The organism is Streptomyces sp. NPDC058257, assembly GCF_042881845.1.
Classification (GTDB): Bacteria; Actinomycetota; Actinomycetes; order Streptomycetales; family Streptomycetaceae; genus Streptomyces.
Genome location: NZ_JBHVXJ010000004.1, coordinates 268,241 through 293,932, shown reverse-complemented (window position 1 = coordinate 293,932; position 25,692 = coordinate 268,241). Strand labels below are relative to the sequence as shown.

23 protein-coding genes are annotated in these 25,692 nt (G+C 69.3%); 10 read left to right on the top strand and 13 right to left on the bottom strand.

What is annotated here, in order from left to right; all coding sequences use genetic code 11:
* Positions 1 to 15: 15 nt before the first annotated feature.
* Complete coding sequence (locus ACFVXC_RS13770) at positions 16 to 348, bottom strand: hypothetical protein (protein WP_389904926.1); 333 nt, start codon at positions 346 to 348, stop codon at positions 16 to 18.
* A gap of 247 nt (positions 349 to 595) precedes the next feature.
* Between ACFVXC_RS13770 and ACFVXC_RS13765 the strand changes: the two genes are divergently transcribed.
* Positions 596 to 1,477: an LLM class F420-dependent oxidoreductase gene (locus ACFVXC_RS13765; protein WP_389904924.1), complete on the top strand. Its 882-nt coding sequence runs from the start codon at positions 596 to 598 to the stop codon at positions 1,475 to 1,477.
* A gap of 111 nt (positions 1,478 to 1,588) precedes the next feature.
* A complete protein-coding gene (locus ACFVXC_RS13760; protein WP_389905297.1) occupies positions 1,589 to 4,147 on the top strand; it encodes a bifunctional FO biosynthesis protein CofGH in 2,559 nt (852 codons plus the stop codon).
* A 21-nt stretch (positions 4,148 to 4,168) separates the two neighbouring features.
* Here the strand turns inward: ACFVXC_RS13760 and ACFVXC_RS13755 are convergent, their stop codons facing one another.
* The 6 genes from ACFVXC_RS13755 to ACFVXC_RS13730 all read right to left on the bottom strand — a co-directional run bounded on the left by ACFVXC_RS13755 (position 4,169) and on the right by ACFVXC_RS13730 (position 9,608).
* On the bottom strand, positions 4,169 to 5,572 hold the full coding sequence (locus ACFVXC_RS13755) for an FG-GAP-like repeat-containing protein (RefSeq protein WP_389904923.1): 1,404 nt from the start codon (positions 5,570 to 5,572) through the stop codon (positions 4,169 to 4,171).
* 250 nt (positions 5,573 to 5,822) lie between these two features.
* The gene (locus ACFVXC_RS13750) at positions 5,823 to 6,854 is read right to left on the bottom strand and encodes an ABC transporter permease (protein WP_389904921.1); all 1,032 of its coding nucleotides are present in this window, start codon (positions 6,852 to 6,854) and stop codon (positions 5,823 to 5,825) included.
* Complete coding sequence (locus ACFVXC_RS13745) at positions 6,851 to 7,822, bottom strand: ATP-binding cassette domain-containing protein (protein WP_389904919.1); 972 nt, start codon at positions 7,820 to 7,822, stop codon at positions 6,851 to 6,853. Before ACFVXC_RS13745 ends, ACFVXC_RS13750 begins: the two co-directional genes overlap by 4 nt.
* Positions 7,819 to 8,271 (bottom strand): GntR family transcriptional regulator, encoded by a 453-nt coding sequence (locus ACFVXC_RS13740; RefSeq protein ID WP_389904917.1) that lies wholly within the window; start codon positions 8,269 to 8,271, stop codon positions 7,819 to 7,821. Before ACFVXC_RS13740 ends, ACFVXC_RS13745 begins: the two co-directional genes overlap by 4 nt.
* Positions 8,272 to 8,460: 189 nt before the next feature.
* Positions 8,461 to 8,745: a DUF397 domain-containing protein gene (locus ACFVXC_RS13735; RefSeq protein WP_389904915.1), complete on the bottom strand. Its 285-nt coding sequence runs from the start codon at positions 8,743 to 8,745 to the stop codon at positions 8,461 to 8,463.
* Entirely contained in the window at positions 8,742 to 9,608 is an 867-nt protein-coding gene (locus tag ACFVXC_RS13730) for a helix-turn-helix domain-containing protein (RefSeq protein ID WP_389904913.1), read from the bottom strand. The genes ACFVXC_RS13735 and ACFVXC_RS13730 overlap by 4 nt, the downstream gene beginning before the upstream one ends.
* Positions 9,609 to 9,613: 5 nt before the next feature.
* Between ACFVXC_RS13730 and ACFVXC_RS13725 the strand changes: the two genes are divergently transcribed.
* From ACFVXC_RS13725 to ACFVXC_RS13705, 5 genes are all read left to right on the top strand, one after another.
* Entirely contained in the window at positions 9,614 to 10,069 is a 456-nt protein-coding gene (locus ACFVXC_RS13725; RefSeq protein WP_389904912.1) for an ATP-binding protein, read from the top strand.
* A gap of 316 nt (positions 10,070 to 10,385) precedes the next feature.
* Positions 10,386 to 11,306, top strand: a complete 921-nt coding sequence (locus ACFVXC_RS13720; protein ID WP_389904910.1) for a helix-turn-helix domain-containing protein — start codon at positions 10,386 to 10,388, stop codon at positions 11,304 to 11,306.
* A gap of 102 nt (positions 11,307 to 11,408) precedes the next feature.
* Complete coding sequence (locus ACFVXC_RS13715) at positions 11,409 to 11,657, top strand: hypothetical protein (RefSeq protein WP_389904908.1); 249 nt, start codon at positions 11,409 to 11,411, stop codon at positions 11,655 to 11,657.
* On the top strand, positions 11,654 to 11,782 hold the full coding sequence (locus tag ACFVXC_RS13710) for a hypothetical protein (RefSeq protein WP_389904906.1): 129 nt from the start codon (positions 11,654 to 11,656) through the stop codon (positions 11,780 to 11,782). The genes ACFVXC_RS13715 and ACFVXC_RS13710 overlap by 4 nt, the downstream gene beginning before the upstream one ends.
* A gap of 250 nt (positions 11,783 to 12,032) precedes the next feature.
* Positions 12,033 to 13,151, top strand: coding sequence for an ADP-ribosylglycohydrolase family protein (locus tag ACFVXC_RS13705; RefSeq protein ID WP_389904904.1), 1,119 nt, complete (start codon positions 12,033 to 12,035; stop codon positions 13,149 to 13,151).
* A gap of 145 nt (positions 13,152 to 13,296) precedes the next feature.
* On the opposite strand, the gene ACFVXC_RS13700 is transcribed toward ACFVXC_RS13705, so the two are convergent.
* Positions 13,297 to 14,877: a sodium:solute symporter family protein gene (locus tag ACFVXC_RS13700; RefSeq protein WP_389904902.1), complete on the bottom strand. Its 1,581-nt coding sequence runs from the start codon at positions 14,875 to 14,877 to the stop codon at positions 13,297 to 13,299.
* 389 nt (positions 14,878 to 15,266) lie between these two features.
* On the bottom strand, positions 15,267 to 16,055 hold the full coding sequence (locus tag ACFVXC_RS13695; RefSeq protein WP_389904901.1) for an SDR family oxidoreductase: 789 nt from the start codon (positions 16,053 to 16,055) through the stop codon (positions 15,267 to 15,269).
* Between the two features lie 90 nt (positions 16,056 to 16,145).
* Between ACFVXC_RS13695 and ACFVXC_RS13690 the strand changes: the two genes are divergently transcribed.
* Positions 16,146 to 17,129 carry a hypothetical protein gene (locus ACFVXC_RS13690; protein WP_389904900.1) on the top strand — a complete coding sequence of 328 codons (984 nt, stop codon included), beginning with the start codon at positions 16,146 to 16,148 and terminating at the stop codon, positions 17,127 to 17,129.
* A 229-nt stretch (positions 17,130 to 17,358) separates the two neighbouring features.
* Here ACFVXC_RS13690 and ACFVXC_RS13685 read toward each other — a convergent pair whose 3' ends face one another.
* From ACFVXC_RS13685 to ACFVXC_RS13675, 3 genes are all read right to left on the bottom strand, one after another.
* Positions 17,359 to 17,568, bottom strand: a complete 210-nt coding sequence (locus ACFVXC_RS13685; protein WP_389904899.1) for a DUF397 domain-containing protein — start codon at positions 17,566 to 17,568, stop codon at positions 17,359 to 17,361.
* A gap of 227 nt (positions 17,569 to 17,795) precedes the next feature.
* The gene (locus ACFVXC_RS13680; protein WP_389904897.1) at positions 17,796 to 18,653 is read right to left on the bottom strand and encodes a helix-turn-helix domain-containing protein; all 858 of its coding nucleotides are present in this window, start codon (positions 18,651 to 18,653) and stop codon (positions 17,796 to 17,798) included.
* Positions 18,654 to 19,083: 430 nt separating this feature from the next.
* Entirely contained in the window at positions 19,084 to 19,866 is a 783-nt protein-coding gene (locus tag ACFVXC_RS13675) for a GPP34 family phosphoprotein (RefSeq protein WP_389904894.1), read from the bottom strand.
* Between the two features lie 144 nt (positions 19,867 to 20,010).
* On the opposite strand from ACFVXC_RS13675, the gene ACFVXC_RS13670 reads away from it, so the two are divergent.
* Entirely contained in the window at positions 20,011 to 22,857 is a 2,847-nt protein-coding gene (locus ACFVXC_RS13670; RefSeq protein WP_389904893.1) for a D-alanyl-D-alanine carboxypeptidase, read from the top strand.
* A 330-nt stretch (positions 22,858 to 23,187) separates the two neighbouring features.
* A complete protein-coding gene (locus tag ACFVXC_RS13665; protein ID WP_389904892.1) occupies positions 23,188 to 25,050 on the top strand; it encodes an MFS transporter in 1,863 nt (620 codons plus the stop codon).
* 28 nt (positions 25,051 to 25,078) lie between these two features.
* On the opposite strand, the gene ACFVXC_RS13660 is transcribed toward ACFVXC_RS13665, so the two are convergent.
* On the bottom strand, positions 25,079 to 25,684 hold the full coding sequence (locus ACFVXC_RS13660; RefSeq protein WP_389904891.1) for a hypothetical protein: 606 nt from the start codon (positions 25,682 to 25,684) through the stop codon (positions 25,079 to 25,081).
* Positions 25,685 to 25,692: the final 8 nt, after the last annotated feature.

The window sequence follows — 25,692 nt, the reverse complement described above, 5'->3', positions numbered from 1 at the left end:
AGGCAATTGACAGACTTACGGGCGGTGACGAGCCTTGCGTACGCGGCGCAGGGCGATCATGACGATGATGATGACCGCGACGACGGCGATGATCGCGAAGATCAGCCCGGCGCCGCCCTTGGACTTCTTCTTCTTTTTCGTCTTCTTGGGCTTGGACCGCGACTCGTCGGCCGCCTTGGTGTCCGTCCTGGTGGCAGTGGCGCCCGCCGCGTACGCCGTCGACGCGCCTGTCGCCGTGGCCGCCGTGGTCGCAGCGGTCCGCGGAGCGACCGCGTACGCGCCCGCGGAAGCCGTACCTCCCAGCAGCGCTCCGAGCAGCAGCAGTACGGTCGCGAAACGAAGCCGCATGAGGAACCCCCCGATTCCGTCGATTCCGTCGATTCCGTCGATTCCGTCGATTCCGTCGATTCCGTCGATTCCGGCGGATCCTAGGCCACCCGGGGCTCCGCGCATAGGCGCTCGCGGGCACGGCATGGACTCCTGCGCCGCTGACGGCTAATAAGTGAGCCCGCTCCGTACGACCAGTAGACGAGCCCGCTCCGTACGACCAGTAGGCGAGCCCGCTCCGTACGACGACGTGACCGGAGGCCACCACATGCGCGTTGCCGCCACCCTCTACCTCACCGACGAGACCATCACCCCCGTCCGCCTGGCCCGGGAACTGGAGCAGCGAGGCTTCGCGGCGCTCTACCTCCCCGAGCACTCCCACATCCCGGTGTCCCGCGAGACCCCTTACCCCGGCGGTGAACTCCCGCCCGAGTGCGCCCGCATGCTCAACCCCTTCGTGGCCCTCGCCCAGGCCGCCGCCGTCACGAGCAGGCTCGGGCTCGGCACGAACATCACGCTCGTCGGACAGCACGACCCCATCGACCTCGCCAAGCAGATCGCGACCCTCGGCCACCTCTCGGGCGGCCGTCTCACCCTCGGCATCGGCTACGGCTGGAACAGGGAGGAGGCCGCCGACCACGGCGTCGAGTGGCGCACGCGGCACGCGCTCGTGCGGGACCGGATGGCGGTCATGCGGGCGCTGTGGGCCGAGCGACCGACGGCGTACGAGGGCGAGTTCGCGAGCGTGCGGGCCAGCGAGGCGCACCCGAAGCCGGTGCGTGCGCCCCGCACGCTCATCGGGGGAGCGGCGGGACCCAAGCTGTTCGCGCGGATCGCGGAGTACGCCGACGGCTGGCTGCCCATCGGCGGGGCCGGTCTTCGCGACGCGCTCCCCGCGCTGCGCGCCGCCTGGGCCGACGCGGGCCGCGAACCCGGCGACCTGTACGTGGCGCTCTCCGCCGTCGAGCCGACCGAGGGCAAGCTCGCCCACTACGAAGAGCTGGGCATCGACGAGGTCATCGTGCAGCTCCCGGCGCGCGGGGCGGCGGAGGTGCTGCGCACGCTCGACGGTTTCAGCGATACGTGCAAGCGGTACCTGTCCCTCGCACCCGCCGCCCGCGACCAGCCCGCAACCGGCACTGACCTGTAGGTGTTTCTGCGCGAGGTCGCTCGTATGCTCGGACGTATGACCAACAGCGCGCCACAGGACTCAGCACCCCAGGGGCCGACCCCCGCGCCGGCACGGCCCACCGCCAACGCCATGCGGCGCGCCCTCAAACGCGCCAGGGACGGCGTCGCGCTCGACACCGCCGAAGCCGCCGTGCTGCTCCAGGCGCGCGGCGACGACCTCAAGGACGTGGCCGCGTCCGCCGCGCGGGTGCGGGACGCGGGGCTCGCGGCGGCGGGACGGCCTGGCGTCATCACGTACTCGAAGAAGGTCTTCATCCCGCTGACGCGGCTGTGCCGCGACAAGTGCCACTACTGCACCTTCGTGACCGTGCCCGGCAAGCTGCGGCGCGAGGGGCACGGGATGTTCCTCTCGCCGGACGAGGTCGTCGACATCGCCCGGCGCGGCGCGGAAATGGGCTGCAAGGAAGCTCTGTTCACGCTCGGCGACCGGCCCGAGGACCGCTGGCCGGAGGCGCGCGAGTGGCTGGAGGCGGAGGGCTACGACGACACGCTCGCCTACGTCCGCGCGATGGCGATCCGCGTCCTTGAGGAGACGGGTCTGCTCCCGCACCTCAACCCGGGCGTCATGACCTGGACCGACCTCCAGCGGCTCAAGCCCGTCGCGCCGTCCATGGGCATGATGCTGGAGACGACGGCGACCCGGCTGTGGAGCGAGCCGGGCGGCCCGCACCACGGTTCGCCCGACAAGGAGCCCGCGGTCAGGCTGCGGGTCCTTGAGGACGCGGGACGCTCCAACGTCCCCTTCACCACCGGGGTCCTCATCGGGATCGGCGAGACGTACGAGGAGCGGGCGGACGCGCTCTTCCGGCTCCGCTCGACGCAGCGTTCGTACCACGGCATCCAGGAAGTCATCGTCCAGAACTTCCGCGCCAAGCCCGACACGGCGATGCGCGGCATGCCGGACGCCGAGCTCGACGAGCTGGCCGCGTGCATCGCGGTGGCCCGGCACATCCTGGGCCCGAGCGCCCGCATCCAGGCCCCGCCGAATCTCGTCGACGCCGAGTACGCGCTCCTGATCGGCGCGGGCATCGACGACTGGGGCGGCGTCTCGCCCCTCACGCCCGACCATGTGAACCCCGAGCGCCCCTGGCCGCACATCGACGAGCTCGCGGAGAAGACCGCCGAAGCGGGCTTCACACTGCGCGAGCGGCTCACGATCTACCCGGAGTTCATCGAGCGCGGCGAACCCTGGCTGGATCCGCGTCTCCTTCCGCACGTGCGCGCGCTCGTCGACCCGGACACGGGCCTCGCGAACCCCGACGCCCGGCCGACCGGTCTGCCCTGGCAGGAGCCGGACGAGGGGTACGTCGCCTCGTCGGGCCGCACGGACCTGCACCGCACGATCGACACGACGGGACGTACGTCCGACCGCCGCGACGACTTCGACGAGGTGTACGGCGACTGGGAGGCCCTGCGCGAGCAGGCCGCGCCCGGCATGGTGCCGTCCCGGATCGACGGCGACGTGCGGGCGGCGCTCAAGACGGCCGCCGACGACCCGACGCGCCTGACGGACGAGCAGGCCCTTGCCCTGCTGCACGCGGACGGCCCCGCGCTCGACGCGCTGTGCGGCATCGCTGACGACGTACGCAAGTCGATGGTCGGCGACGACGTCACGTACATCGTCACGCGGAACATCAACTTCACCAACGTCTGCTACACCGGCTGCCGCTTCTGCGCCTTCGCCCAGCGCAGGACCGACGCGGACGCGTACACGCTCTCTCTCGACCAGGTCGCCGACCGGGCCCAGCAGGCGTGGGAGGTCGGCGCCACCGAGGTGTGCATGCAGGGCGGCATCCACCCCGACCTGCCCGGCACCGCGTACTTCGACATCGCGCGCGCCGTGAAGGAGCGCGTCCCGGGCATGCATGTGCACGCCTTCTCGCCGATGGAGGTCGTGAACGGCGCGACGCGGACCGGTCTGTCGATACGGGACTGGCTCAGCGCGGCGAAGGACGCGGGCCTGGACTCGATCCCCGGCACGGCTGCGGAGATCCTCGACGACGAGGTGCGCTGGGTCCTGACGAAGGGCAAGCTGCCCACGGCCACCTGGATCGAGGTCGTGAAGACGGCGCACGAGCTGGGCATCCGCTCGTCCTCCACGATGATGTACGGGCATGTGGACCAGCCGAGGCACTGGCTCGGCCACTTCCGCACGCTGGCCGCCATACAGGAGGAGTCGCTGGCCAAGGGGGTCGAGGGGTTCACCGAGTTCGTGACGCTCCCCTTCATCCACACGAACGCGCCGGTGTACCTGGCGGGGATCGCGCGCCCCGGCCCGACGACCCGCGACAACCGCGCGGTGGTCGCGATGGCGAGGCTGCTGCTCCACCCGCACATCCCGAACATCCAGACCAGCTGGGTGAAGCTGGGCACGGAGGGGGCGGCGGAGATGCTGCGCTCGGGCGCGAACGACCTGGGCGGCACGCTGATGGAGGAGACCATCTCCCGGATGGCGGGCTCCAGTTACGGCTCGTACCGCTCGGTCAAGGACCTCGTCGCGATCGCGGAGGAGGCCGGGCGTCCGGCGAAGGCGCGGACGACGCTGTACGGAGAGGTGCCCCAGGAACGCCAGGAGGCGGCCGCCGCGTCGGACGGCCACCTCCCGGAGTTGCTCCCGGTCCTGGAATGACCCGCTTGAGGAGCTAGGGGATCAGCCGGTGAGGTCGGAGCCGAAGCGGGCGCCGGCCTCCGGGGTGCCAAGGGTGGACGGGCTGAACGACGTGATGCCGGTCGTGGTCAGGCCGGTCTTCGCGCCGCGGAACAGCCAGGCGGCGCCGGAGTCCTTGGTCGTGCCGTCCTCCTGGGGCACGCCCACGGTCAGGTCGGCGAGGCCGTCCTTGTTGACGTCGGTGAGCTGGACCGACTCACCGAAGTTGTCGCCCTTCTCCGAGACGCCGGGGACGCCCGCCGTGCCCTGGTTGAAGGCCTGGGCGCCGGAGCCGGTCAGGCCGTTCGCGCCGCCCTTGAGCAGGACGATCGCACCGGTGTCGGCGGCGTCGCCGAGGTTCTCGCCGGGCACGCCCACCGCGATGTCGGGGTAGCCGTCACCGGTGACGTCGCCCGCGGTGAGGGAGGCGCCGAACTGGTCGCCCCACTCGGGCCCGTTGATCTCCGCCGCCTCGCTGGCGCCGGGGACGCCCGCGGTGTCCTGGTCGATCTTCGCGGTACGGCTGGAGAAGCCGGACTTGGAGCCGTAGATGACCCGGACCGCGCCCGCGTCGTACACCTGGGTCTCGGAGACCTCGTCGACCTCGCGGGCCACCAGGTCGCCGTAACCGTCCTTGTCCACGTCGGCGATGACGCCGTTCGTGGTGAACTTCTTGGTCTCCGTCGACGTCTTGGAGAGGCCGTCCTTGCTGCCCTTCCACAGGCGCGAGGAGTGCTGCATCTCCTCCATGGCGTGGCCGGTGACGAGGTCGTCGGCGCCGTCACCGGTCACGTCGCCCACCATGAGCTCCTGGGGGCCGTCGTCGCCGTTCTGGACGGACGAGGTGGAGGCGGGCTTCCCGTCACGGGTGAACGGGCCGTAGCGAACTTCCATGGTGGACTGATTGTTGGTGACGAGGTCGGCCTTGCCGTCGCCGTTGAAGTCACCGGCCTTCACCTGGTCCGTGTACCCGCCCTGCAGCTCGGAGGCCTGGGTCAGTCCGTTCGCGGAACCCCAGAGCACCGCGTCGGTCTTGTCGTTGCTCACGGTGAGGTCGGTGTATCCGTCGCCGTCGAGGTCGGCGGCCTCGGTGCTTCCACCGAAGCTGCCGTTCTCCTCGGGGTCGCCGGGGACACCGGCGGTGGTGCGGTTGATCTGCTTGGCGTGCGCGGTGTCGGCGCCCGACGCCGATCCGTACACGATGGAGACGTAGCCCGCGCCGGCCACGCCGTCCACGGCGCCGCCGGGTGCGGAGATGGCGAGGTCGGCGTATCCGTCATGGTTGAAGTCGGTCACCGGCTTGCTGGCCGCGGTGGGGGCGGCGGCTGCGGAACCGGACGTCAACGCGATGGCGAGCGGCGTCGCGAGCGCGGTGACGGCGACTGCGGCTATGAGTGAACGTCGCACTGATCCTCCTGTGGGGAAACTGCTGTGACGTAAGGGAGACCAGGGGCTAACGTCGATGGTTGTGCGCTACAGCTTCACCGTTACGTTGCCTGACATTCCCGTTACACAACCCGGCGTCCCTGTTACAAACCCCGCCACATATAGGGGGATTGCAGAAAAATCCCGCTGGAGAGCCTGGATTGGCCGTGTTTTGCGGGACTTTCTTGCAGTGCCCCGGCATGGGCGGGGGGTGGGGGTGGTGGGGGTGGGGTCAGCGTAGGGCGCGCCTTGCCGCGTAGATGAGGACGGCCGCCATCGCCAGGAGCGCCCCGGCCAGCGCGGCGCTTGCCGCCCACTGCATGGCGTCCATGTGGGAGAAGGGCAGGTACTCCTTCGACCAGCCGACCACCCCGTCGCGCCGCAGACAGGCCGGCCTGTCGCTCTCCTCCACACAGGAGCCCCAGCCGAGGAGTGAACCGTCATCGGTCACGTAGGAGGTGTCGACCTCCAGGGCGTTGACGGGAACCTCCGGAGCGTCGCCCTCGCCGAACAGGCCGTCGCCCGTCGTCTTCGTCACCGTGGTCGCGAACATCATGCGCATCGGCTCCCATACGGTCTTCACCGCGAGCAGGGCGGCGAACGTCACCACCATCGCGGGCAGCGTGCGCCGCGTGAGGAGCCCGGCGGCGGCGCCGATCAGCAGGCCGAGCACAGCCAGGGCCACCGCGACCGGACCCGTGGTGTCGAAGCCGCTGGCGCTGGTGAAGTCCGCGTTGACGGCCATGTGGTTCGCCAGCGGCGTCCACAGGGCCTTCATGGCGATCCCGGTGGAGAGCGCCGCCACGGCCGAGAACAGGGCGGCCATGCCGAGCTTCGTCCCCACCCAGCTCCAGCGGCTGTGCGACTGGACGCACACGAACTTGGCGGTGCCGCTCTCCAGGTCCCCCGCGAACAGCGGAGCGCCGATGAACACGCCGATGATCACCGGCAGACCCGCGAGGGCCAGACCCAGCAAGTCGAGCCGTTGGTAAGCGGTGTCGAGGGCGGCGGTCGCCACGGGGGACGGGCTCGACCCTTCGACGGCTGCCACGGCGCTGCTCGCGTCCTGGGCCAGCCACGCCAGGACCGCCGTGGTGACGGCCGCCACCACGAGCAGCAGGAGGAACGCCGTCCGGTGCTGGCGCCACACCAGCCAGGCCATCCCGCTCGGCCCGAAGCCGCGCGCCCGCGCCCTCGCCTGCCGCCCCGGCGCTCCGGGGGAGCCGCCGCCGTCCGTCCGGAGCGTCTGTGTCGTCGTACTCACTTCACTGCCTCCGAACCGGAGCCGAGAACATAGGAGTTGGGGCTGATCAGTGGCTGCGCGGAGCTGCTCTGCGCCAGATAGGCGAGCACCACTTCCTCAAGGGTCGGCGCGGTGGCGTCCCAGAAGTCGGCGACCGGACCGCCGGGGCGGACAAGGGCGGTGGTGTACCGCTGGTCGCCGTGGGTCTCCACGACCGTGTGGTGCTCAAGCCCCCCGGGCAGCCCGCCGGGCCCGGTCGGCACCCGGTCGGTGGGCGCGGACAGCATCCGGTGGACGCTGATGATCTCGTCCACGTCACCGGCAAGGCGCAGCCCGCCCTCGGCCACGAGCAACAAGTAGTCGCACAGCGTGTCGAGTTCGGCCACCAGATGGCTGGAGAGCAGGACGGTGATACCGCGCTCGGCCACCTCGCCGAGGAGTGCGGCGACGGTCTGCCTGCGCACCAGCGGGTCCAGATCGGCGAGCGGCTCATCAAGCAGGAGGAGGTCGGGGCGCTTGCCCAGGGCCACCGCGAGGGCTACCCGGGTGCGCTGGCCGCCGGACAGCTTTCCCACCTTGGCGTCGAGCGGAATGGATCCGGCCCGCACGAAGTCCTCGGCCAACTCCTGGTCCCAGTGCGGGTTCAGCTCGCCTCCCGCCCGCAGTGTCTCGGCGACCGTGAAGCGCGCGAACAGTGGCTTCTCCTGCGGCAGGAACGCGACCCGCTGCCGGGCCTGGGCCCCACCGGCGGGTTCGCCGAAGACCGTCGCCTCGCCCGCCGACGCGTCGCGCAGCCCCGCGAAGATCTCCAGCATCGTCGTCTTGCCCGCGCCGTTGGGACCCACGAGTCCGCATACGCGCCCTGCGGGCAGCCGGAACGTGGCGTCGCGCAGCACCCAGCGGCGCCCGTACTGCCGTCCGAGGCCGCGTACTTCGAGGGCGGTCCGCCCCTTGTTCCGCACGGCCGCCTCTCCTGACGCACCGCTCATCCCCGTCTCCCGTTCTGCTCGTCCGCACTGCTGCGGGAAGTGCCCGCCGCCGTCTGCTGGCGCTCCTGAAGCGCCAGTTCGACCAGATCCCGCACGTCTTCCTCCACCAGACCCGCGGCCAGCGCCCGCCCGGTCCACTCCGCCAGTTCGGCGTAGAGCGGCGACTCGATGTCGGGCGTGTGACTCCGGTCCGCCTCCGTGCTCGCGGCGGCGATGAACGTGCCCACTCCCTGCCGCAGCTCCACCACGCCGTCCCGCTCAAGCTCCCGATAGGCCTTGAGCGTGGTGTTCGGGTTCACGGCGCAGGTCTCGGCCACCTCGCGAGCGGTCGGCAACCGGTCGCCGGGCTTCAACGCACCGGCTCTGACGGCCCGTTTGGTCTGCTCGACGATCTGCTGGTACGCCGCGACGCCCCGGCGCCTCTCGATGTAGTACCGCATCCCTCTCACCACCCGTCCACTAGTTAACTAGCTGAATAATGGGGATGGGGCGCTGGTGGTGTCAAGCGGGGTCCGCTGTCGAGCGGCGTGAGTTGTTCCGGGCATGACGATGCGCCCGTCCCGCCGCTCGGCGTCTGCCGGGGAGGAAGGTGGGGCCTTGATCTGGGGGAGGGGAGGGGAGGGGGAAGGGAGGGGAGGTCAGCTAGCCGGAGTCGGGGGCGCTGCCGCGTACGCGAGGAAGGGGGCCCAGCTGCTGTTCGCGAAGGCGAGTCGGGGGCCGAGGGTGTTCTTGGAGTCGCGTACGTGGATGACGCGGGGGGTGGGGGCGGAGATCTCGACGCAGTCACCGGGCGCGCTGCTGTCGCTATGGCTGCTCTTCAGCCAGCCCACTTCGACGCAGGAGTCAGCCTCGCTGCTGTCGCTGTAGCTGCTCTTGAACCACTCCAGCTCGGCATCGTCTCCGGCAGAGGGGTTGCGGATCATGTCTCTCCCAGCACTTGCTCGATGACGGCCAGGGACTCCTGTGGCGTGAGAGCCTGGGCCCGGATCATGCCATACCGAAATTCGAGGATCCGGAGCTCTTTCGGATCAGAGACGAGGCGGCCTGCGAACGCCCCCTCGGAGCGCCCCATCGCTGCACCGTCCCTGAACTTCAGCACCTGGATCTCGCCGTCCATTCCCGCATGGTCCTCGCGGACAGTCGGCATTACTTGGATGGCGACGTTTCGCAACTTCCCCACCTGCAAAAGGTATTCGAGCTGTCGGCGGAGTACCATTTTCCCTCCGATCGGGCGGCGCAGCGTCACCTCTTCCTGGACGAAGCCGAGCGCTGGAGCGGGCGATCGCTCGAAGACGGACCGCCGGGTCATCCGTGCGGCCACTGCCTGCTCAACCTGCTCTTGCGAGTACGCGGGCTGCCGCATCTCGAACAGTGCCCGCGCGTATTCCTCTGTTTGCAACAGGCCGTGCAGGTTGTGGTTGCGGTACGCCGCCAGCTCGACCGCCTGCGCCTCCAGCCGGGCCAGGTCCCGAACCTTCTTCGGATACCGAGCCTCCGCCACGGCCTCGGCCATCGCGGCGATCTTGCCCCTTGCGCCCAGGACTTCGTCCGCTTTGAGCAGGAACTCGGGTCGGGGAATGCGCTTCCCGGCCTCCACCTTGTAGACGAGGCCCTCGCCGTACCCGATCGCCTCGCCGAACTCGGCGGCCCGCAGCCCCGCCTCCTCACGCCAAAGCCTGATCTGGCGGCCGACCGCTACCACCAACCCTGACTCGTCCCCTGGGAAGACATCCCAGCCCGGCTCGTCTGTCTCGTACCCCGTGCGTTCGCTGTCGCCGTCCGTCATCACCGGTGCCCACCTCCGACGTGCTGTCCGTCCCCAACGGCTCCCATGCCCAACACGTCACGCAGGACAGTCTGTACAAAGCTGGACAACACCAAGACGGTCACCGTACGTATGGGCGTGATCACTGCTCAGCCGAGCCTGCGCACCGCGCTGAACACATCACCGCCGAACTCGCGGCGAACGCCGCCCTGCACGGGCGAGTGCCGGGGCGGGACTTCCGGCTGACCCTGACCCTGGCGCTGGACGCGACCCGCAACCTCCGCATCGCGGTGACCGACGCCCTCGGCGACCGGCACCCCCGTATCCCGGACCCGGCCGGAGGCCACGCGGAAACAGGCCGGGGTCTGGTCATCGTCGCGGCGTTCGCGGACCGTTGGGGTGTCGAGGAAGGCCCCGGTCCCTGCAAGACGGTCTGGGCGGAAGTGAGCCTGCTGCCGGAACCGGGTCGTGGCCGGGCGTGACCCGGAAACGCCCGACGCCAAAGACAAAGAACCAGGTAAAAGAACCAGGTAAAAGAACCAGGCGAAGGGCTTGGGGGAACCCCACCCCACCTCGCCCCACCCCGCCCGTATGGCGCCGTCACCCAGAAGGGTGATCATTTCCAACTCGACTGGCGATCAAGGAACTTGTTAGGCCACTGTCGGCGCTGCCGGGCTGTCGCGACTGGATGCGATCCGCCCTGCCTCGACCCACAACCGAATGCGACATGAGACGGCCCCCGCCGGGACTGCAATCCCGAACGAGGGCCTGACCACCAAGGAAGAAGGAAGCTTCCCGATGACTGAGCAGCACCCTAACGCGCCTGCGCGCCCCTCCCCCGGCCGTTCCCGCCGATCCAGCCGATCCAGCCGAACGCGGCCAGGCGTCGGCCACGTGTGCGAGCCGCACACCGAGCGGTTCACCGTTGTCGGCAACGCTCTGGCCCAGCACTCCGAACTCTCCCTGACGGCGATCGGCCTCGCGATCCACATCCAGTCGCTCCCGGACGGAACCCCGGTCAGCATCAAGGCGCTGGCGGCGAAGTTCCCCGAAGGGGAGACGCGTATCGCCGCCGCTCTGCGGGAGTTGGAGGCGCACGGCTACCTGGCCCGGATCAAGGAGCGCCTGCCGTCCGGGCAGATCGTGACCCGGACGATCTCGTACAACCTCCCGCAGGGGGCGGGAGCGTCGGAAAGATCGGAACGCCCGCAGGCCCCCATGCCCCGCCTCGAACTGGCACCGCAGCCCGAGGAGCCCGAGGAGTCGGACGCGCCAGGGGAGCCCGAACCACCGGCCTACGAAGCACCCGATAACCCGGCCCCCAAGCAGACGGAGCCGCCGCAGCCGACGGGGTCACGCCACCGCACCGCCGCCGCCGACCTCCTGTCCGGCCTCCGCGCGCTCTCGCCCCGCCTCCTGCTCGCCGAGCGCGACGTACGCCGTCTCGTACCGGCCGCAGTCGCCTGGCTGGAGCGCGGGGTGATCCCCGCCGACGTACAGCGGGTCCTCGCAACCGACCTGCCGCCGGAACCCCTGCGCCACCCGGCCGCCTTCCTCGCCCACCGCCTCACAGCCCTGCTGCCCCCGGTTGTGCCCCCTGCACCGAGGGCGACCCGCCCCGACCCGCTCCAGACCTGCGAAGGCTGCGACCGCGCCTTCCGCTCCCCTGAGCCGGGCCAGTGCCGAGCCTGCAGCCACTCCGGCGCGACCGCAGCATAGGAACTACCGGAAGTGAATCCCGTGACCAGCGCTGTCCCAGCAACACACCGCCGACTCCGCCGGTACCGTACGAGGACCGAGGCATCCGCACCGGAGGTCACCGTGAGCGCCCAGCCCGACGGCCCGTGCGGGCCGTTGATCCCCATGCTTGAGCTCACTCCGGACGCGCTGCGGGCCTTCGTGCACTCCTGGGCCGTGTTCGTCGCGACCGAACGGTATCCGGCGCGTGCCGCCCGGCTGCGCACGCTTGAGCGGATCGTGGACGCCGGGGAGCAGGACCCGACGGCTGCCATCGCGGAGATCCGTGCGATCCGCGAGTCGGCAGAGGCAGAGGCAGAGGCAGGGCTGTGACGGACTGGACCGAGAAGGCGGCCTTCGCGAGTTTGGCCTTCTGGGGGGGGCGGGGCTTCATCGGCTTCCTCGCGGTGCCGCGCCACACATGCGTCTACCTCCGCAACGTCACCTGGTACGGCTGAGCCGAGCCGCCGAACAAGACCGCCCCCATGCGTCCCCTGTGTCCACGGTCATGTGGTCATGTGGTCATGGAATGGACGTTTCCACAGCCCTGTGTAGATCCATGAAGAGGCCTGGTGAAGGCCGGTCAAAAGTGATCTGACGGGCGACTCTTCAGATATCTCTTCGCCACCGAACCGAGCGTTCCCGGTCGATTACAGTGCTGCGCAGAAGTGCGGGAAGCGCAGGGGGCGAGCCAGGAGAGGAGGTGCCGTGAGCACCGCAGCAGCCACCGGAGTCTGGGGCCGCGCCGAGCAGCAGGACTTCCGCAGCCGGGTGCGCGGCACCCTGCTCGGGGGCGCCGTCGGGGACGCGCTCGGCGCACCCGTCGACTCGCTGAGCCTCAAGGCGATACGCGAGGCGCACGGCGCCGAAGGGCTCACCGAACCCGCCTCCGCGCACGGCAGGCGCGGCGCCGTCACCGCCGCCACGCAGCTCACCCTCTTCACCGTCGACGGACTCATACGCGCCCAGGTGCGGCGCGACACCGGCGCCTGGCATCCGCCCACCGACCTGCACCGCGCCTACCGCCGCTGGGCGGCCACCCAGAGCGACTGGGGGCCCGACGAGCGGCGCAAGGAGGACGGGTGGCTGGCCCGCGAGGAGTGGCTCTACTCGCGACGGTCGCCCGCCCGCTCCTGCCTGCTGGGGTTCGGGGACGAGAAAATGGGGACGCTGGAGGCTCCCAAGAACCCGGAGGAGAAGGGGACGGAGGCCGTCACCCGGTCCGCGCCCTTCGGGCTCCTGGTCGGGTGGGAGCCGCAGCTGGTGTTGCAACTGGCGGTGGAGTGCGCGGTGCAGACGCACGGCCATCCCACGGCCTACCTCGCGGCCGGCGCGCACACCGTCATCGTGCACGGGCTCGCCCGCGGGGAATCCCTGGACGGCGCCATCCAGCGGACGCTCGCGCTGCTTGCGGCGAGACCAGGACATCAGCCCGTCACCGATGCGCTGAAGCATGCTCTGGGGGCCGTGCGGCAGGGAATGCCCAACCCCTCGCGGGTGGAGGAGCTGGTCGGCGACGGTGGGGCGGAGGGTTCGCTCGCCGCCGCCGTCTACTGCGCTCTGGTGGGCGAGGACATCCGCCACGGGCTGCGACTCGCCATCAATCACGGGGGCGCGTCCGCTGCCGCCGGAGGACTGTGCGGGGCCCTGCTCGGCGCGCTGCACGGAGAGACCGCGCTGCCTCCGGGCTGGCTCACCGAGTTGGAGGGGCGGGCCACGATTCTTGAGCTCGCGGACGATTTCGCCATGGAGATGACACAGGGGCCCGCACTGCACGGGCCCGCGGTGTCGTCGCCGGGGTGGTTGGCGAAGTATCCGCGGGTGTAGCGGTGGCCCGTAGCCCGTAGCCCGTAGCCCGTAGCCCGTAGCCCGTAGCCCGTAGGCGGTAGGTAGTACGCGATGCGCCGCCGGACGGGCTGGAGGGTGTCCAGCCCGTCCGGCGGCTGAGGGCGAACTCGGCGGAGCCGGTGATCTACTGCAAGCGGCCACGGGGGGCGACCGTTTCGTCCGCCTCTCCCGCCGGTGCCGGAACAACCGCAGCGGCCCCGGCGGAGCCGTCGTCGTCCGTATTGATCTTCTCGATGATCGCGTCCCGCTCCGGAGTGTCCTCCGGCTTGATGTAGCCGATCGCGATGTAGAGGATCAGCGAGACCGCCAGCGGGATCGATACCTGGTACTCCAGGGGCACCCCGCCCTCGACGTTCCAGTTGATCGGGTAGTTGACCAGCCAGAAGGCGAGCAGACCCATCGACCAGCTGGTCAGCGCCGCCGTCGGTCCGGACTTGCGGAACGTACGCAGCAGACCCAGCATCATCGGGATCGCGATCGGACCCATGAGGCCTGCCACCCACTTGATGACGACCGTGATGATGTCCTTGAACGCGGGTGAGTTGACCTGCGTGGCCACCGCCATCGACAGGCCGAGGAAGATCACCGTCGTCAGGCGCGCCGCGATCAGACCCTTGCGGTCGTTCCACGCCCTGGCCTTCTCGGACACGACGGGCGCCACGTCCCGCGTGAACACCGCCGCGATTGCGTTGGCGTCCGAGGAGCACATGGCCATCGTGTGCGAGAAGAAGCCGACGATGACCAGGCCCAACAGGCCGTGCGGCAGGAGTTGTTCGGTCATCAGGGCGTACGAGTCGGAGCCGTCGGGCTTCTGTGCCTTGACCAGGAGCGGGGACATCCACATGGGGAAGAAGAGGACGACCGGCCACACCAGCCACAGGATCGCCGAGAGCCGGGCCGAGCGCGTGGCCTCGCGGGGGCTCGACGTGGCCATGTAGCGCTGGGCCTGGTTGAGCATGCCGCCGTTGTACTCGAAGAGCTTGATGAAGAGGAACGCCAGAAGGAAGATCGTGCCGTACGGGCCGACCAACGGCTTCCCGTGTCCCGCCAGCGCGGGCTCGTCCCAGACTCCGAAGAAGCCGCCGTGGTCGCCGAGCTTGGCCACCACGGCCACGAACATCGCGACACCGGCAAGGAGCTGGATGATGAACTGGCCGAGCTCGGTGAGCGCGTCGGCCCACAGACCGCCGATGGTGCAGTAGACGGCGGTGATCACGCCGGTGATCAGGATGCCCTGGTTGATCGAGATGCCGGTGAAGACGGAGAGCAGCGTGGAGATGGCGGCCCACTTGGCGGCCACGTCCACGATCTTCAGGAGCATGCCGGACCAGGCGAGAGCCTGCTGGGTCTTCAGGTTGTAGCGGTTCTTGAGGTATTCGAGCGGCGATGCCACGTGCAGTCGCGAGCGCAACCGGTTGATGCGGGGCGCGAAGAGCCTCGAACCGATGGCGATGCCGAGCGCGATCGGGAACGACCAGGTGATGAAGGACGTGACGCCGTAGGTGTACGCGATGCCCGCGTACCCGGTGAACATCACCGCGCTGTAGCCCGACATGTGGTGCGAGATGCCAGAGAGCCACCAGGGCATCTTGCCGCCCGCGGTGAAGAAGTCGCTGACGTTGTCCACGCGCTTGTGCGACCAGACGCCGATCGCGACCATGATTCCGAAGTAGCCGATGAGCACGGCCCAGTCGAGACTGTTCATGTGCCCCCTCCAGGGGTCCGCCTTGTGAACTGCGCTGAAATGCCGTGCACTTCGCCAGTTTCGTGACGTACGGACGTGGGCGGCCTGAAGTGCCCGCTCATCGTGGGTTCGGGCGTACGCCGCGGACAACCGCCCGTGAGGTCAAGAGAACGTAAAATCGTTCTGTTTGCTGACCTACGTTCACATCCTTGATCCAGCGGGGGGCCTCAACGGGCTCCTGGCGGAGCTCTTGGCGGGCCATCCGCAGGCTCCCGCCGGGCCCCCTCCGCAGGCTCCCGCCAAGCCCTGCCCCGAGCTCCCTCCGGGCCCTCGGAGCATGCGAAAACGGCTGTACAGGGACCCGAGTCCCGTACAGCCGTCCCTGTTCTTCGTTCCGCCCCGCGCGACGCCTACCGCATCAACTCGCCCGCGTTCACCAGGAGCGACTGTCCCGTGATCGACCGCGCCATGTCCGACGCGAGGAACACCGCCGCGTCCGCCACATCCCCGTCCGTGGCCAGCTCCGGCAGTGCCATCCGCTCCGCCAGGCGGCCCCGCACCTCGTCCTCCGGCACGCCCTCGGTGTGCGCGGTGAACTGGACGTACGCCTCGACCGGCGGACCCCACATCCAGCCGGGCAGAACCGTGTTGACCCTGATCCGGTCCGGCCCCACTTCGTGGGCGAGGGAGTACATCGCCGACGTCAGCGCGCCCTTCGACGCCGCGTACGCCGCCTGCCGCACCTGCGAGGGTGCCGCGACGGCCGACTGCGTGCCGATGAACACCACCGAGCCGCCGTGCTCCTTCAGCGCGGGGATGCAGGCCCGTGTCATGCGCAGCGTGCCGAGCAGATTGACGTTGATGACCTGCTGCCAGGTCGCGAAGTCCGCGTCCTGGATGCCTCCGAAGTAGCTGTCCCAGGCGGCGACATGGACCACCGCGTCGATCCCGCCGAAGCGCTCGCGCGCCAGGAGCGCCAGGGCGTCGCACTGGGACTCGTCGGTGATGTCGGTCGCGCGGTACGCCGTGCGCGAGCCCTCGGGGTCGATCTCCTCGGCCGACTTGGCGAGGTTCGCCTCCGTGCGCGCCCCGAGGACGGCGTGCCCGCCGTCGCGCACCACGGCGGCCGCCACCTGATGTCCGAGGCCTGCACCGACCCCCGACACGACGACGGTCTTTCCTTCGAGGAGCGACGGCATGGGGCGCCTCCCGGCTCTGGCAGTTTTGCTGACGGGGCGTCAGAGTATGGGCGTCCACCGGAGGAAGGAAGAGGGAGGAAGGGGAGAGGCATGAGTGACGACACCCGCGAGAACGCACGCGAGCACTCGCCCGACGACACCCGCGAGAACGCACGTGAGCACTCGCCCGACGACACCCGCGGCGAGGTCTACGGCGAGCTGGCCGCCGTCGGACCCTACGGCGTGCGTCCGGGCCACGCCCTGATCACCATGGTCGAGCCGCACGCGGGCCACGAGTACGCGTACAACCGCTGGTACGAGGACGACCACTACTACGCCGGCGCGATGGCGATGCCCTGGATGTACGCGGGCCGCCGCTGGGTCGCTCCCCGAGAGCTGCAACTCCTGCGCTACCCCGAGAAGTCAGCGGTCGCCCAGCCCGTGACCGCGGGCTGCTACCTCTCCACATACTGGGTCACCGAAGGCCGCTACGACGAGCACATGAAGTGGACCGTCGGCATCAACAAACGCCTCAACCGCGACGGCCGCGTCTACCAGGACCGCACGCACGTGTTCACGGCGTTCCAGGACCACGAGGCCACCGTCTACCGGGACGGGGCGGCAGGACCCCGCGACTTCCACGCGCTCGACCACCCCTACCAAGGCCTCGTGCTCGAAGTCATCGACGTCGAATCGAGCGGATCCGGTGATTCAGGTGATCCGGGTGATTCCAGTGATTCCAGTGATTCCGGTGGCTCGGGTGGTTCGGGTGAGCGGCGAGCGGAGTTGCTGGAGTTTCTGTGCGCCAAGCAGTTGCCGCGCGCACTCGCCGGATCTCCCGCCGCGATGGTGACGATCTTCCGGCCGACTCCGCTGCCGGGGGACCGTATGACCTACGTGAAGCAGGTGGAGGGCGTCGATACGCGGCTCACGCTGCTCTGGTTCCTGCAGGCCGATCCGCGCGAGTGCTGGCAGGAGCATTTCGCCGGGCGGGCGGACGCGGTGGCGGAGTCGGGCCTGGGGCGGGTGGAACTGGTGGCGCCGTTCATTCCCACGGTCCCGGGAACGGATCTCTACGTCGATCAATTGCGCTAGCGATCAATTGCGGCAGCCGTTGATCAACGGTCGATGGGATGGGATGGGATGGGACGGGATTGGGATGGGATGGGGTGGGGCGGGCAGGGCCGAGCCCCCTCGGCCGGGACGGCGGGCCAGTCGAGAGGGCTCAATCGGTTCTGCTTATGAGGTTGTTGAGCGCTCGCTGACCCCGTGGTGCTGATGAGGCTGATATGCGAGGAGGTGCGGAACGTACAGGAGATAAGTATCAGCCGAGGTCTGATGTCTCCCGGCCGACCTCGGAGACGAACGCGCGCCATGAGTCGGAGGGAAAGGCGAGGACGGGCCCCGCGTCGACCTTCGAGTCTCGGACGGAAATTGCGCTTGCAATCGGGGACTTGACCTCGACGCAAGCGCCGTTTCCCGTGGAATACGAGGACTTGATCCATGTATTCGTAGCGCCCTGATGAATTGCCATGGTTACTCCGGTTTGCCCAGTGGGTGAGTTGCGGTCACCGCCGAGAGCGGCTGTGCCAACATGTGGTGCTTGATGGCGTGAATGACGCTACTCGCCAACATCGCCGAGTGAAGGGAGCGTTCACTCGACCGGATGGCATATTCCACTGGGGTCTTCCGCCTCGCCGAGGGAAAGGTGTACCGTGCCGAACTCTTTTCTGGCGGGCGGTCCCGTACGCGGTCTACGTCCTAGCGCGCGTACTCTTTCGCGATGTCTGCGATGAGTTGGCGTGATTGATCAACATTCAGGGCCTGTGCCCGCAAATGTTCGTACATCACGCTGTACTGCTGGACGTCGTTCGCCTTCTCCAGATAAAGATCGCTCGTGACACCCTCGATGTAGACCACGCTGGAATCCGCGGCGTCCGGGAACTCAAGAATCGCGTACTGGCCGTTGAGGCCCGGGTGCGCGCCCATCTCGAAGGGAATCACCTGGACGGTCACGTGCGGCAGCTGGGACTGCTCCACGAGATGTTCCAGCTGCTCGCGCATCAGATGCCGGGAGCCGACCACGCGGCGCAGCGCGGACTCGTCCAGGACGGTCCACAGGCGCAGGGGGTTCTCCGGGGCGTTGATGCGCTCCTGGCGGCGGACACGGACCTGGACGCGCTTCTCGATGTCCGTCGGCGTGGTCTCCGGCAGCGCGCCGGTGATGAGTGCCTCCGCGTACGCACGGGTCTGGAGCAGACCGGGGACGACCTGTGGGTCGTACACGCGCAGGGATGCCGCGTCCGTCTCCAGACCGATGTAGACGCTGTACGGAATGTCGCCGAAGGAGTGCCACCAGCCCTGCTGGCGTGAGTCCTTGGCCATTTGCATGAGCGAGTCGACGATGCGGTGGTCCTCGACCTCGTAGACCCCGCAGAGATCGCGTACATCGCGCTGGCTGATCGAACGACGGCCGTTCTCGAGGCGGCTGATCTTCGACTGCGAGACCAGCAGGCGCTCGGCGACCTCCTCGGCCGTCATGCCCTTGAGCTCGCGGAGCCTGCGGAGCTCCTGGCCCAAACGGCGTCGCCTGACGGTGGGATTGACACTGGACGCCACGGGACGTGCACCTCCGACTACATGCCTCTACTTTGCGTATCTGCTGTTGAGCAGAGTGCCACCAACGCGTCGCACCCGCTGGGAAACAGCCGATGTGAAGTGCGAAGTGAAGTCTGGGAAGTGCGAGGCGCGATGCGACGTGAAGGCGGACGTGAGGACCGGTGTGAAGGGTGCGGCCCGGCTGTCGGGGCGCCAAGATGTGTGGCCGCGCGGGGCAGAGGTACCGGTGTCGTCGTCCGGACGTTCCGGTGCCAGTGCCCCGCGCGGCCCAGCGGCTCCCGTACCGGGTCTGGGGGACTGCGGTGCGGCGTAGCTGTTGCCGTACTGCGGTAAGTCTTTTGCTGCTTGTTGCTTGCTGCTTTTCACTTACTTCTCACTGCGGTCGATCAGTTGTGATCGTGCAGTTGTGATTGTGCAGTTGTGATCGTGCTCAGTGGGCCACGGCGCGTGCCATGGACCCGCGGTGTGGCTGCATCGGGACCCCGCCGGGTTCCGGTGCGGTCCTGGCCGGCTGTCGGCCACCGCCTGGTCCACCTGGTCCACCCGGCCCACCCGGACCCGCTGGGGCCGGGCTACGGCGCGGCTGAGCGGCCGCACCGTTCTGGACGTCCATCACGGCGTGCGCCACGAGGCCGCCCATCGGGTCGTGCCTGATCAGGTCCCGGAGACGGGAGCGCGATGAACGCCCCTCGTTGCCGGGGTACAGGTGCTTGCCGAGTCCCACTGCGTGAGCGAGCGCGGCGAGCGCCGCGGTCCGCGGGTCCGGCGGGACGCCGGTGCGGATCGCACTGTCCAGTCGGGACCTGATGTCCCGGCTGATCGCCGTGTCCGTCGCTTGGTAGCGAGTCGTCGGCAGCACTCCGCACATCTGGCCCGAAACGGCATGCACCATGCCGCACCGCTCCAGGTGCGCGAGGTAAATCTGGCGCAGCCCCAGTCGGGGCCCGCCAATCCAGTGGACTGCCCGAACCGGACTGCCGCGCCTGCGCAGCAGTTCCAGTGCGGAGTCCAGAGTCGGATCTCCGGTCGGCCGTGGCATCACCACGGCGATACGATCCCCGTCTGGGGCTATCCGTCCGGCCAGCGCCAGCTCCACTAGCTGTGCTCCGGCCAGACCGAGGTCGAGCGACTGCGGCTGCGCTGTGGTACCCGTGGCCGGGTCCAAAGCGAGCAGCAGAAGCTCCTCCGGAATTGTTCTGCGGCTCCTGCCCATCCATGCCTCCCCGCGTGGATGAATGACAGGGTGACCCCTCTCACATTGGTCTGTCGAGGGTGCGTGACCGGTAAGTACGGGAACCAGTAGGTATGTCGTTCTCGTCTACCACGGGGGTTAAGCCCCCACACAGGACACTGGTACATGGTTCGGACAGCGGGTCCGGCCATGTTTTGGCGCAACGGCAACGCGAGCGGCATGGCGTACGAGGAGGCATCGGTGGCGGGCGAGACCCCCGACAGGTCGAAGCAGCGGAAGTCGTCGGGGAAACCGACTGGGGCAGAACCGTCAGTACCGGCGCCGACGCCGGAGGAACGCGACCCCCGCCTTGCGGTGGCCCGCGAGGTCCCCGCGGCGCGGGAGGACACGGCGACGGCGGTCTTCTCGACGAAGGCGGTGTCGGAGACGGCGTCGTCGGTATCGGCGTCGTCGTCGGCGGCGGCGAGTGGGGCTGCGGCGAGTGGGGCCGCGGGTTCCGGGGAATCCACCGGTTCCGGGGAATCCGAGGCTTCCAGGGATTCCGGGGATTCCGGGGATTCCGAGGATTCCAGGGATCCCGGGGACGGCGATTCCACTGAGGGCGCGGAAGGCTCCCAGGGCGCTGAGAGCGCCGAAAGCGCCGAGAGCGAGCCCAAGGGTGAGAAGAACGGCGACGCGCGCCTGAGGGCCGCTGTGGCGGCGTGGGTGGCCTCGGCGGACGAGGAGACCCCCGGGGCCGCGGAGACGGGAACCGCGTCCGGCGAGGATGCGGCTTCCGACGAGGACGCTGCCGCCGACGCTGACGCCGATGAGAGCTCCTCCGGCGAGCCCGAGGCGGCGGGTGACGCTGACGGTTCGGCTGGGTCCGGCGATGCCGAGGGTTCTGCCGCCGACGGGGACAGCTCCTCCGACGACGCCCCGGCCGATGCGGAGGTTCGCTCGGGCGACTCGGGCGACTCGGGCGCGGCGGATGACGGGGGCGACGGGGGCGCGGCTTCGGCCGACGGCACCGACAGCACCGACGGCACCGACGGCGCAGACAGTTCTGGCGCGGCCGACGAGCCTGCGGGTGCGGACGCTTCCGCCGGTGATGCCGGTGATGCCGGTGACGCCGACGTGGCGGACAGCCCCGAGGACGCCGCGCCTGACGACGATTCCGACGAGCCCAAGGGCTCCACCAAGGGCGACACCAAGGCCTCGGCCGGCACCAAGGCCTCCGCCGACACCAAGGACTCCGCCGACACGGCCGACGACGAGACCGTGACCGAGGACCCCGAACCCCCCACGGGCGGAGTCGACCAGGCCACCGCGATCTTCAAGGCGCCGCTGCCCCCGAAGTCGGTCGACCAGCCGACGACCATGCTCAAGCTGGGCGACCACAAGCCCGGAGCCAAGAAGCCCGAGGGCAAGGGCACCGCCGAACCGGAGGACAAGCCGGAAGACAAGCCGGAGGACAAGCCCGCCGACAAGGCCAAGCCCGAGGCGAAGTCGACCGCGAAGCCGACCGCAAAGCCGACCGCAAAGCCCACGGCGAAGCCGGAGGGTGAAGCCGAGCGCACCAGCAAGTTCGTCGCGCTCAAGCCCCTCGACGGCGCCTCGCCCAGCGGCGGCGCACAGCCGCCTGCCAGGCCGACCTCCGCACCTGAGGCGGCCACGCCCCCAAAGGTGCCGGGCAATGCGGGCCCCGAGCACACCACCCAGCAGCCCCTGCCGCCGAGGCCCCCGCTCGACCTTCTCGCCGAGCTGACCAACACTCCGCCGCCGCCCGAGACCCGGGTCCGCACCACCGTGCGGCGAGTCAAGGTGTGGACGCCGCTGGTACTGCTCCTGGTGATCGTCTTTGCGGTCGTACAGGCTGTGCGTCCGCTGCCGACGCCCACCCTCGCGCTCACCGCGAAGGAGACCGTCTCCTTCGACGGAGGCAAGCCGTCCATGCCGTGGCCGAGTCAGGGCCAGGCGGCGATGGACGTCAACGGCATCGGGACGTTCGGTACGTCGGGCGACCAGAAGCCCGTGCCGATTGCGAGCATCGCCAAGGTCATGACGGTCTACCTCGTCCTGCGTGACCACCCGCTGAAGACTGGCAACAACGGCCCGAAGATCCCGGTCGACGCCGCGGCGGAGAAGCACTACGAGACGGGCAAGGCGGAGAACGAGTCCGTCGTCAAGGTCTCCGAGGGCCAGAAGCTCACCCAGTACGAGGCGCTTCAGGCGGTCATGCTGCCGTCCGCGAACAACATCGCCAAGCTGCTCGCCCGCTGGGACACCAAGAGCGATTCCGAGGACGAGTTCGTCGCGAAGATGAACAAGACCGCCAAGGAACTCGGCATGAAGAACACCCACTACACGGACCCGAGCGGCCTCGACAAGACGACCGTCTCCACCGCCGAGGACCTCGTGAAGCTGGGCCGGGCCGCGATGGAGGACCCGGTCTTCAACGAGATCTCCCGCCAGCCCAGCTACAAGGACCTCAACGGCGACAAGCAGAACAACTTCTTCGGGCTCGTCCCGACGGTCGCCATCGGCATCAAGACCGGCACCACCACCGCGGCGGGCGGCAACATCCTCTTCGCCGCGGAGAAGAAGGTCGGCGGCCAGACCCGCACGATCATCGGTGCCGCCCTCGGCCAGTACGGGCGCAACGGCACGGCGAACATCGACGAGGTCACCGGGGCCACCCGCAAGCTCATCGAGGCAGGCCAGGGCGCGCTCACGGCCAAGACGATAGTGAAGAAGGGCGACGTCGTCGGTCAGGTCGACGACGGTCTGGGCGGCACGACCCCGGTCGTGGCCACCAAGGACGTCGCCGCCGCGGGCTGGTCGGGCCTGACCGTGAAGCTGAAGCTCGGCGACAAGGCGGGCGATACGGTTCCGCACTCGGCGAAGGCAGGCACCGAAGTGGGTGTGCTGAGCGTCGGCGACGGCAAGGACGGCGCCGTGGAGGTGCCCGTCGCGCTCCAGAGCGACCTCAGCGAGCCGGGCTTCGGCGCCAAGCTGAAGCGCGTCGGCTGAGGCATCCGCAGGCCGACGTACACGTACGTCGTACAAGTACAGACGTACACGTACGACGTACAAGTACGGACGTACCAGCACGACGTACAAGTACGCCTGCAAGCACGACGTAAAGCAACGGCATACGAGCACGACGCACAAGCACAACGCAGGGCCCGGAGAGAGCGCCCCCACCCCGGGCTCCCTCCGGGCCCTGCGTGCTAGCGTCACAAGCTCGGGGGCAGTACACCGGGGCTGGGCGACGGGGTGTTCCGGGACGGACCCTCCGACACGACCCACGATCACGACCTACGCCCCCGGACGGACAGAACGACACGGGGAGTGCCGCAAGTGGCCACAGCGGAGCCGACGCGAGCCGACGACGCCGATCCTGATTCCGGCACCGGTGGCGGGGCCCGCACCGGGGCGCGAATAAAGCTGCCCGCCCAGCGCGGCGACGAACCTGTCGTACCCGAGCGGCAATCCAAGTGGATGCGGTTCCTGAGGCACCCCGTGACCATCGCGACGGTCACCGCGGCCGTTCTGCACGTCCTGTGGTTCTTCATCTTCGCCAACAGCGGCGGAGACCTCGCCGCGCAGGACGCCTGGGCCGAGTTCGTCGGACGGCACCCCGACTCCGCGTACAACCTCGCCTGGTACGGCGGGATGCACCCGGTGTCGTACAGCGTCGTATCGCCGTATCTGATGTCCGTGCTCGGCGTCCGGACCACGATGATGATCGCCGGGACGATCTCCGCGGCGATGCTCACGATGATCCTGGTCCGCAGCCGCGCGGTGAAACAGCCGCTGTGGCCCGCCCTCGCGGGTGTCTTCGCGCTGTTCTGCAACGCGGTGTCGGGGCGTGTGACGTACGGCCTCGGCCAGATGTTCGCGCTGATGGCCGTCGCCGCCGTCTTCTGCTGGCCCTACCGCTGGCGCTACAAGCGGTGGGCGAAGGCACTGGTCGCCGCGCCGTTCGCCGCGCTCGCGACCATGGGAAGCCCGGTGGCCGGCCTCTTCGTGGGCATGGTCGCCGCCGCCCTCTTCCTCAGCAAGCGCTACCCCGGCGCGTACGCGCTCGGGCTCGCGCCCGCCGTCGTCGTGGGCATCTCGGCGTGGCTCTTCCCCTTCTCCGGTACGCAGCCGATGTCGTTCGGGTCGGCCTCGCTGCCCCTGCTCTTCTGCGCGTTCATCTTCTACGTCGTACCGAAGCACTGGAAGACCGTGCGGATCACCACCGTCGTGTACGCGATCTTCGTGCTCGGTGTCTGGCTGATCAACTCGCAGATCGGCTCCAACATCACCCGCCTCGCGATGTCCTTCGCGGCGGTCGTGCTGCTCGCCGCCCTGCCGTTCGCCGTTCCGAAGACCCGCAAGTGGTACGTGATCGTCGTGGGGCTCGCCGGATTCGTCGGCTGGGTCGGGTTCAAGGCGGGCGACGACGCGGTGCACACGACGCCCGTCGCCTCCTGGACGCGTGAGCTCGCGCCGCTCGTCAACGAGTTGCAGGAGGTCGGCGCGGACAAGGGCCGCGTCGAGGTCGTGCCCGCGCGCAGCCACCGCGAGGCCTCCGCGCTCTCGCCCTACGTGAACCTCGCCCGCGGCTGGAACCGCCAGGCGGACATGGAACGCAACCCCCTCTTCTACGACGACACCCTGAACTCGGCGAACTACCACGAGTGGCTCCAGCGCTGGTCGGTGCATTTCGTCGTGGTGCCCAACGGCGAGCCCGACGGCGACGGCGGCAAGCGCGAGGCGAAGCTGGTCGAGAGGGGCCTGCCGTATCTGAAGCAGGTGTGGGTGGACTCCAACTGGCAGCTGTACGAGGTCACCGACCCGACCCCGCTGGCCGATCCGCCCGCGGTCGTCGACCGTGCGGAGGCGGGCGGGATGACGATCGAGGTGAAGAAGGCGGGCCGCGTCCTGATCCGCGTGCCGTACTCGCCGTGGCTCAGCATCGTCGACGCCGAGGGCAAGGGCCTTGAGGGGCCGAAGGAGACCGACGCGTCCAAGCGGCAGCGGGAGCTGGACGAGAACACCCCCAAGAAGTTCGACAACCTCAACGGCTGCCTGATGGAGGCCGAGGAGGACGCCGAAGGCGACAAGTGGACCGAACTCCTGGCCCCGGGCCCCGGCGTCTACCGCCTCGCCGCCCCCTACCAACTGCCACGTGGCACGGCCTGCCCGGAGGAGATGCGCGAGAACGCGCGCTAGCCGTGGGCAGTGCGGGGACAGCCTGGCGTCAGCCGTAGTACGCCTGCGCCTCCAGCCACCGGCGGTGCCTGCCGCGTCGTACGCCGACGATGATCGCGATGCCGCTGCCCGCGAGGAGGCCGAGGAGCGGCACGACCACGGTCACGACGATGCCGCCGACGAAGGACGCGAAGTCGGCGTCGTCGCCGGGGGCGAAGGTGAGGGCGCCGCGCGGGTCGTCGCACTTCACGCGGTAGTCCGCGGCGGTGTCCGTCTTGAGCACGAACACGCGCTCCCACTCGACGCTGCCCCTGGTCACGCTGAAGCTGCTGTCGGGCGTGGTCACGCGGGGCGCGGCGCCGTAGGGCCCTAAGACGACTTCGCAGTGCGCACGAGCGACGACGGGATTGCGCACGTAGATGGCGGCGTCGTCATCGGGCCCCATGCGCAGCGTGACGGACTGCCCGCTCGTGAACGCTTTGCTGTCGTCGACGGAGTGCACCGCCGCGGTGAACGTCAGCACGAAGCTGGTTATGCCGATGCCCACGCAGACCGCCGCGATGACTCCCGCGACGACGAACCACCGCACGCGGGGCCGTAGTCGCCCCGAGTCGATGCGGGGCGGCGGCCCGGGCGGCGGCCCATAGGGATACATATCGGAAC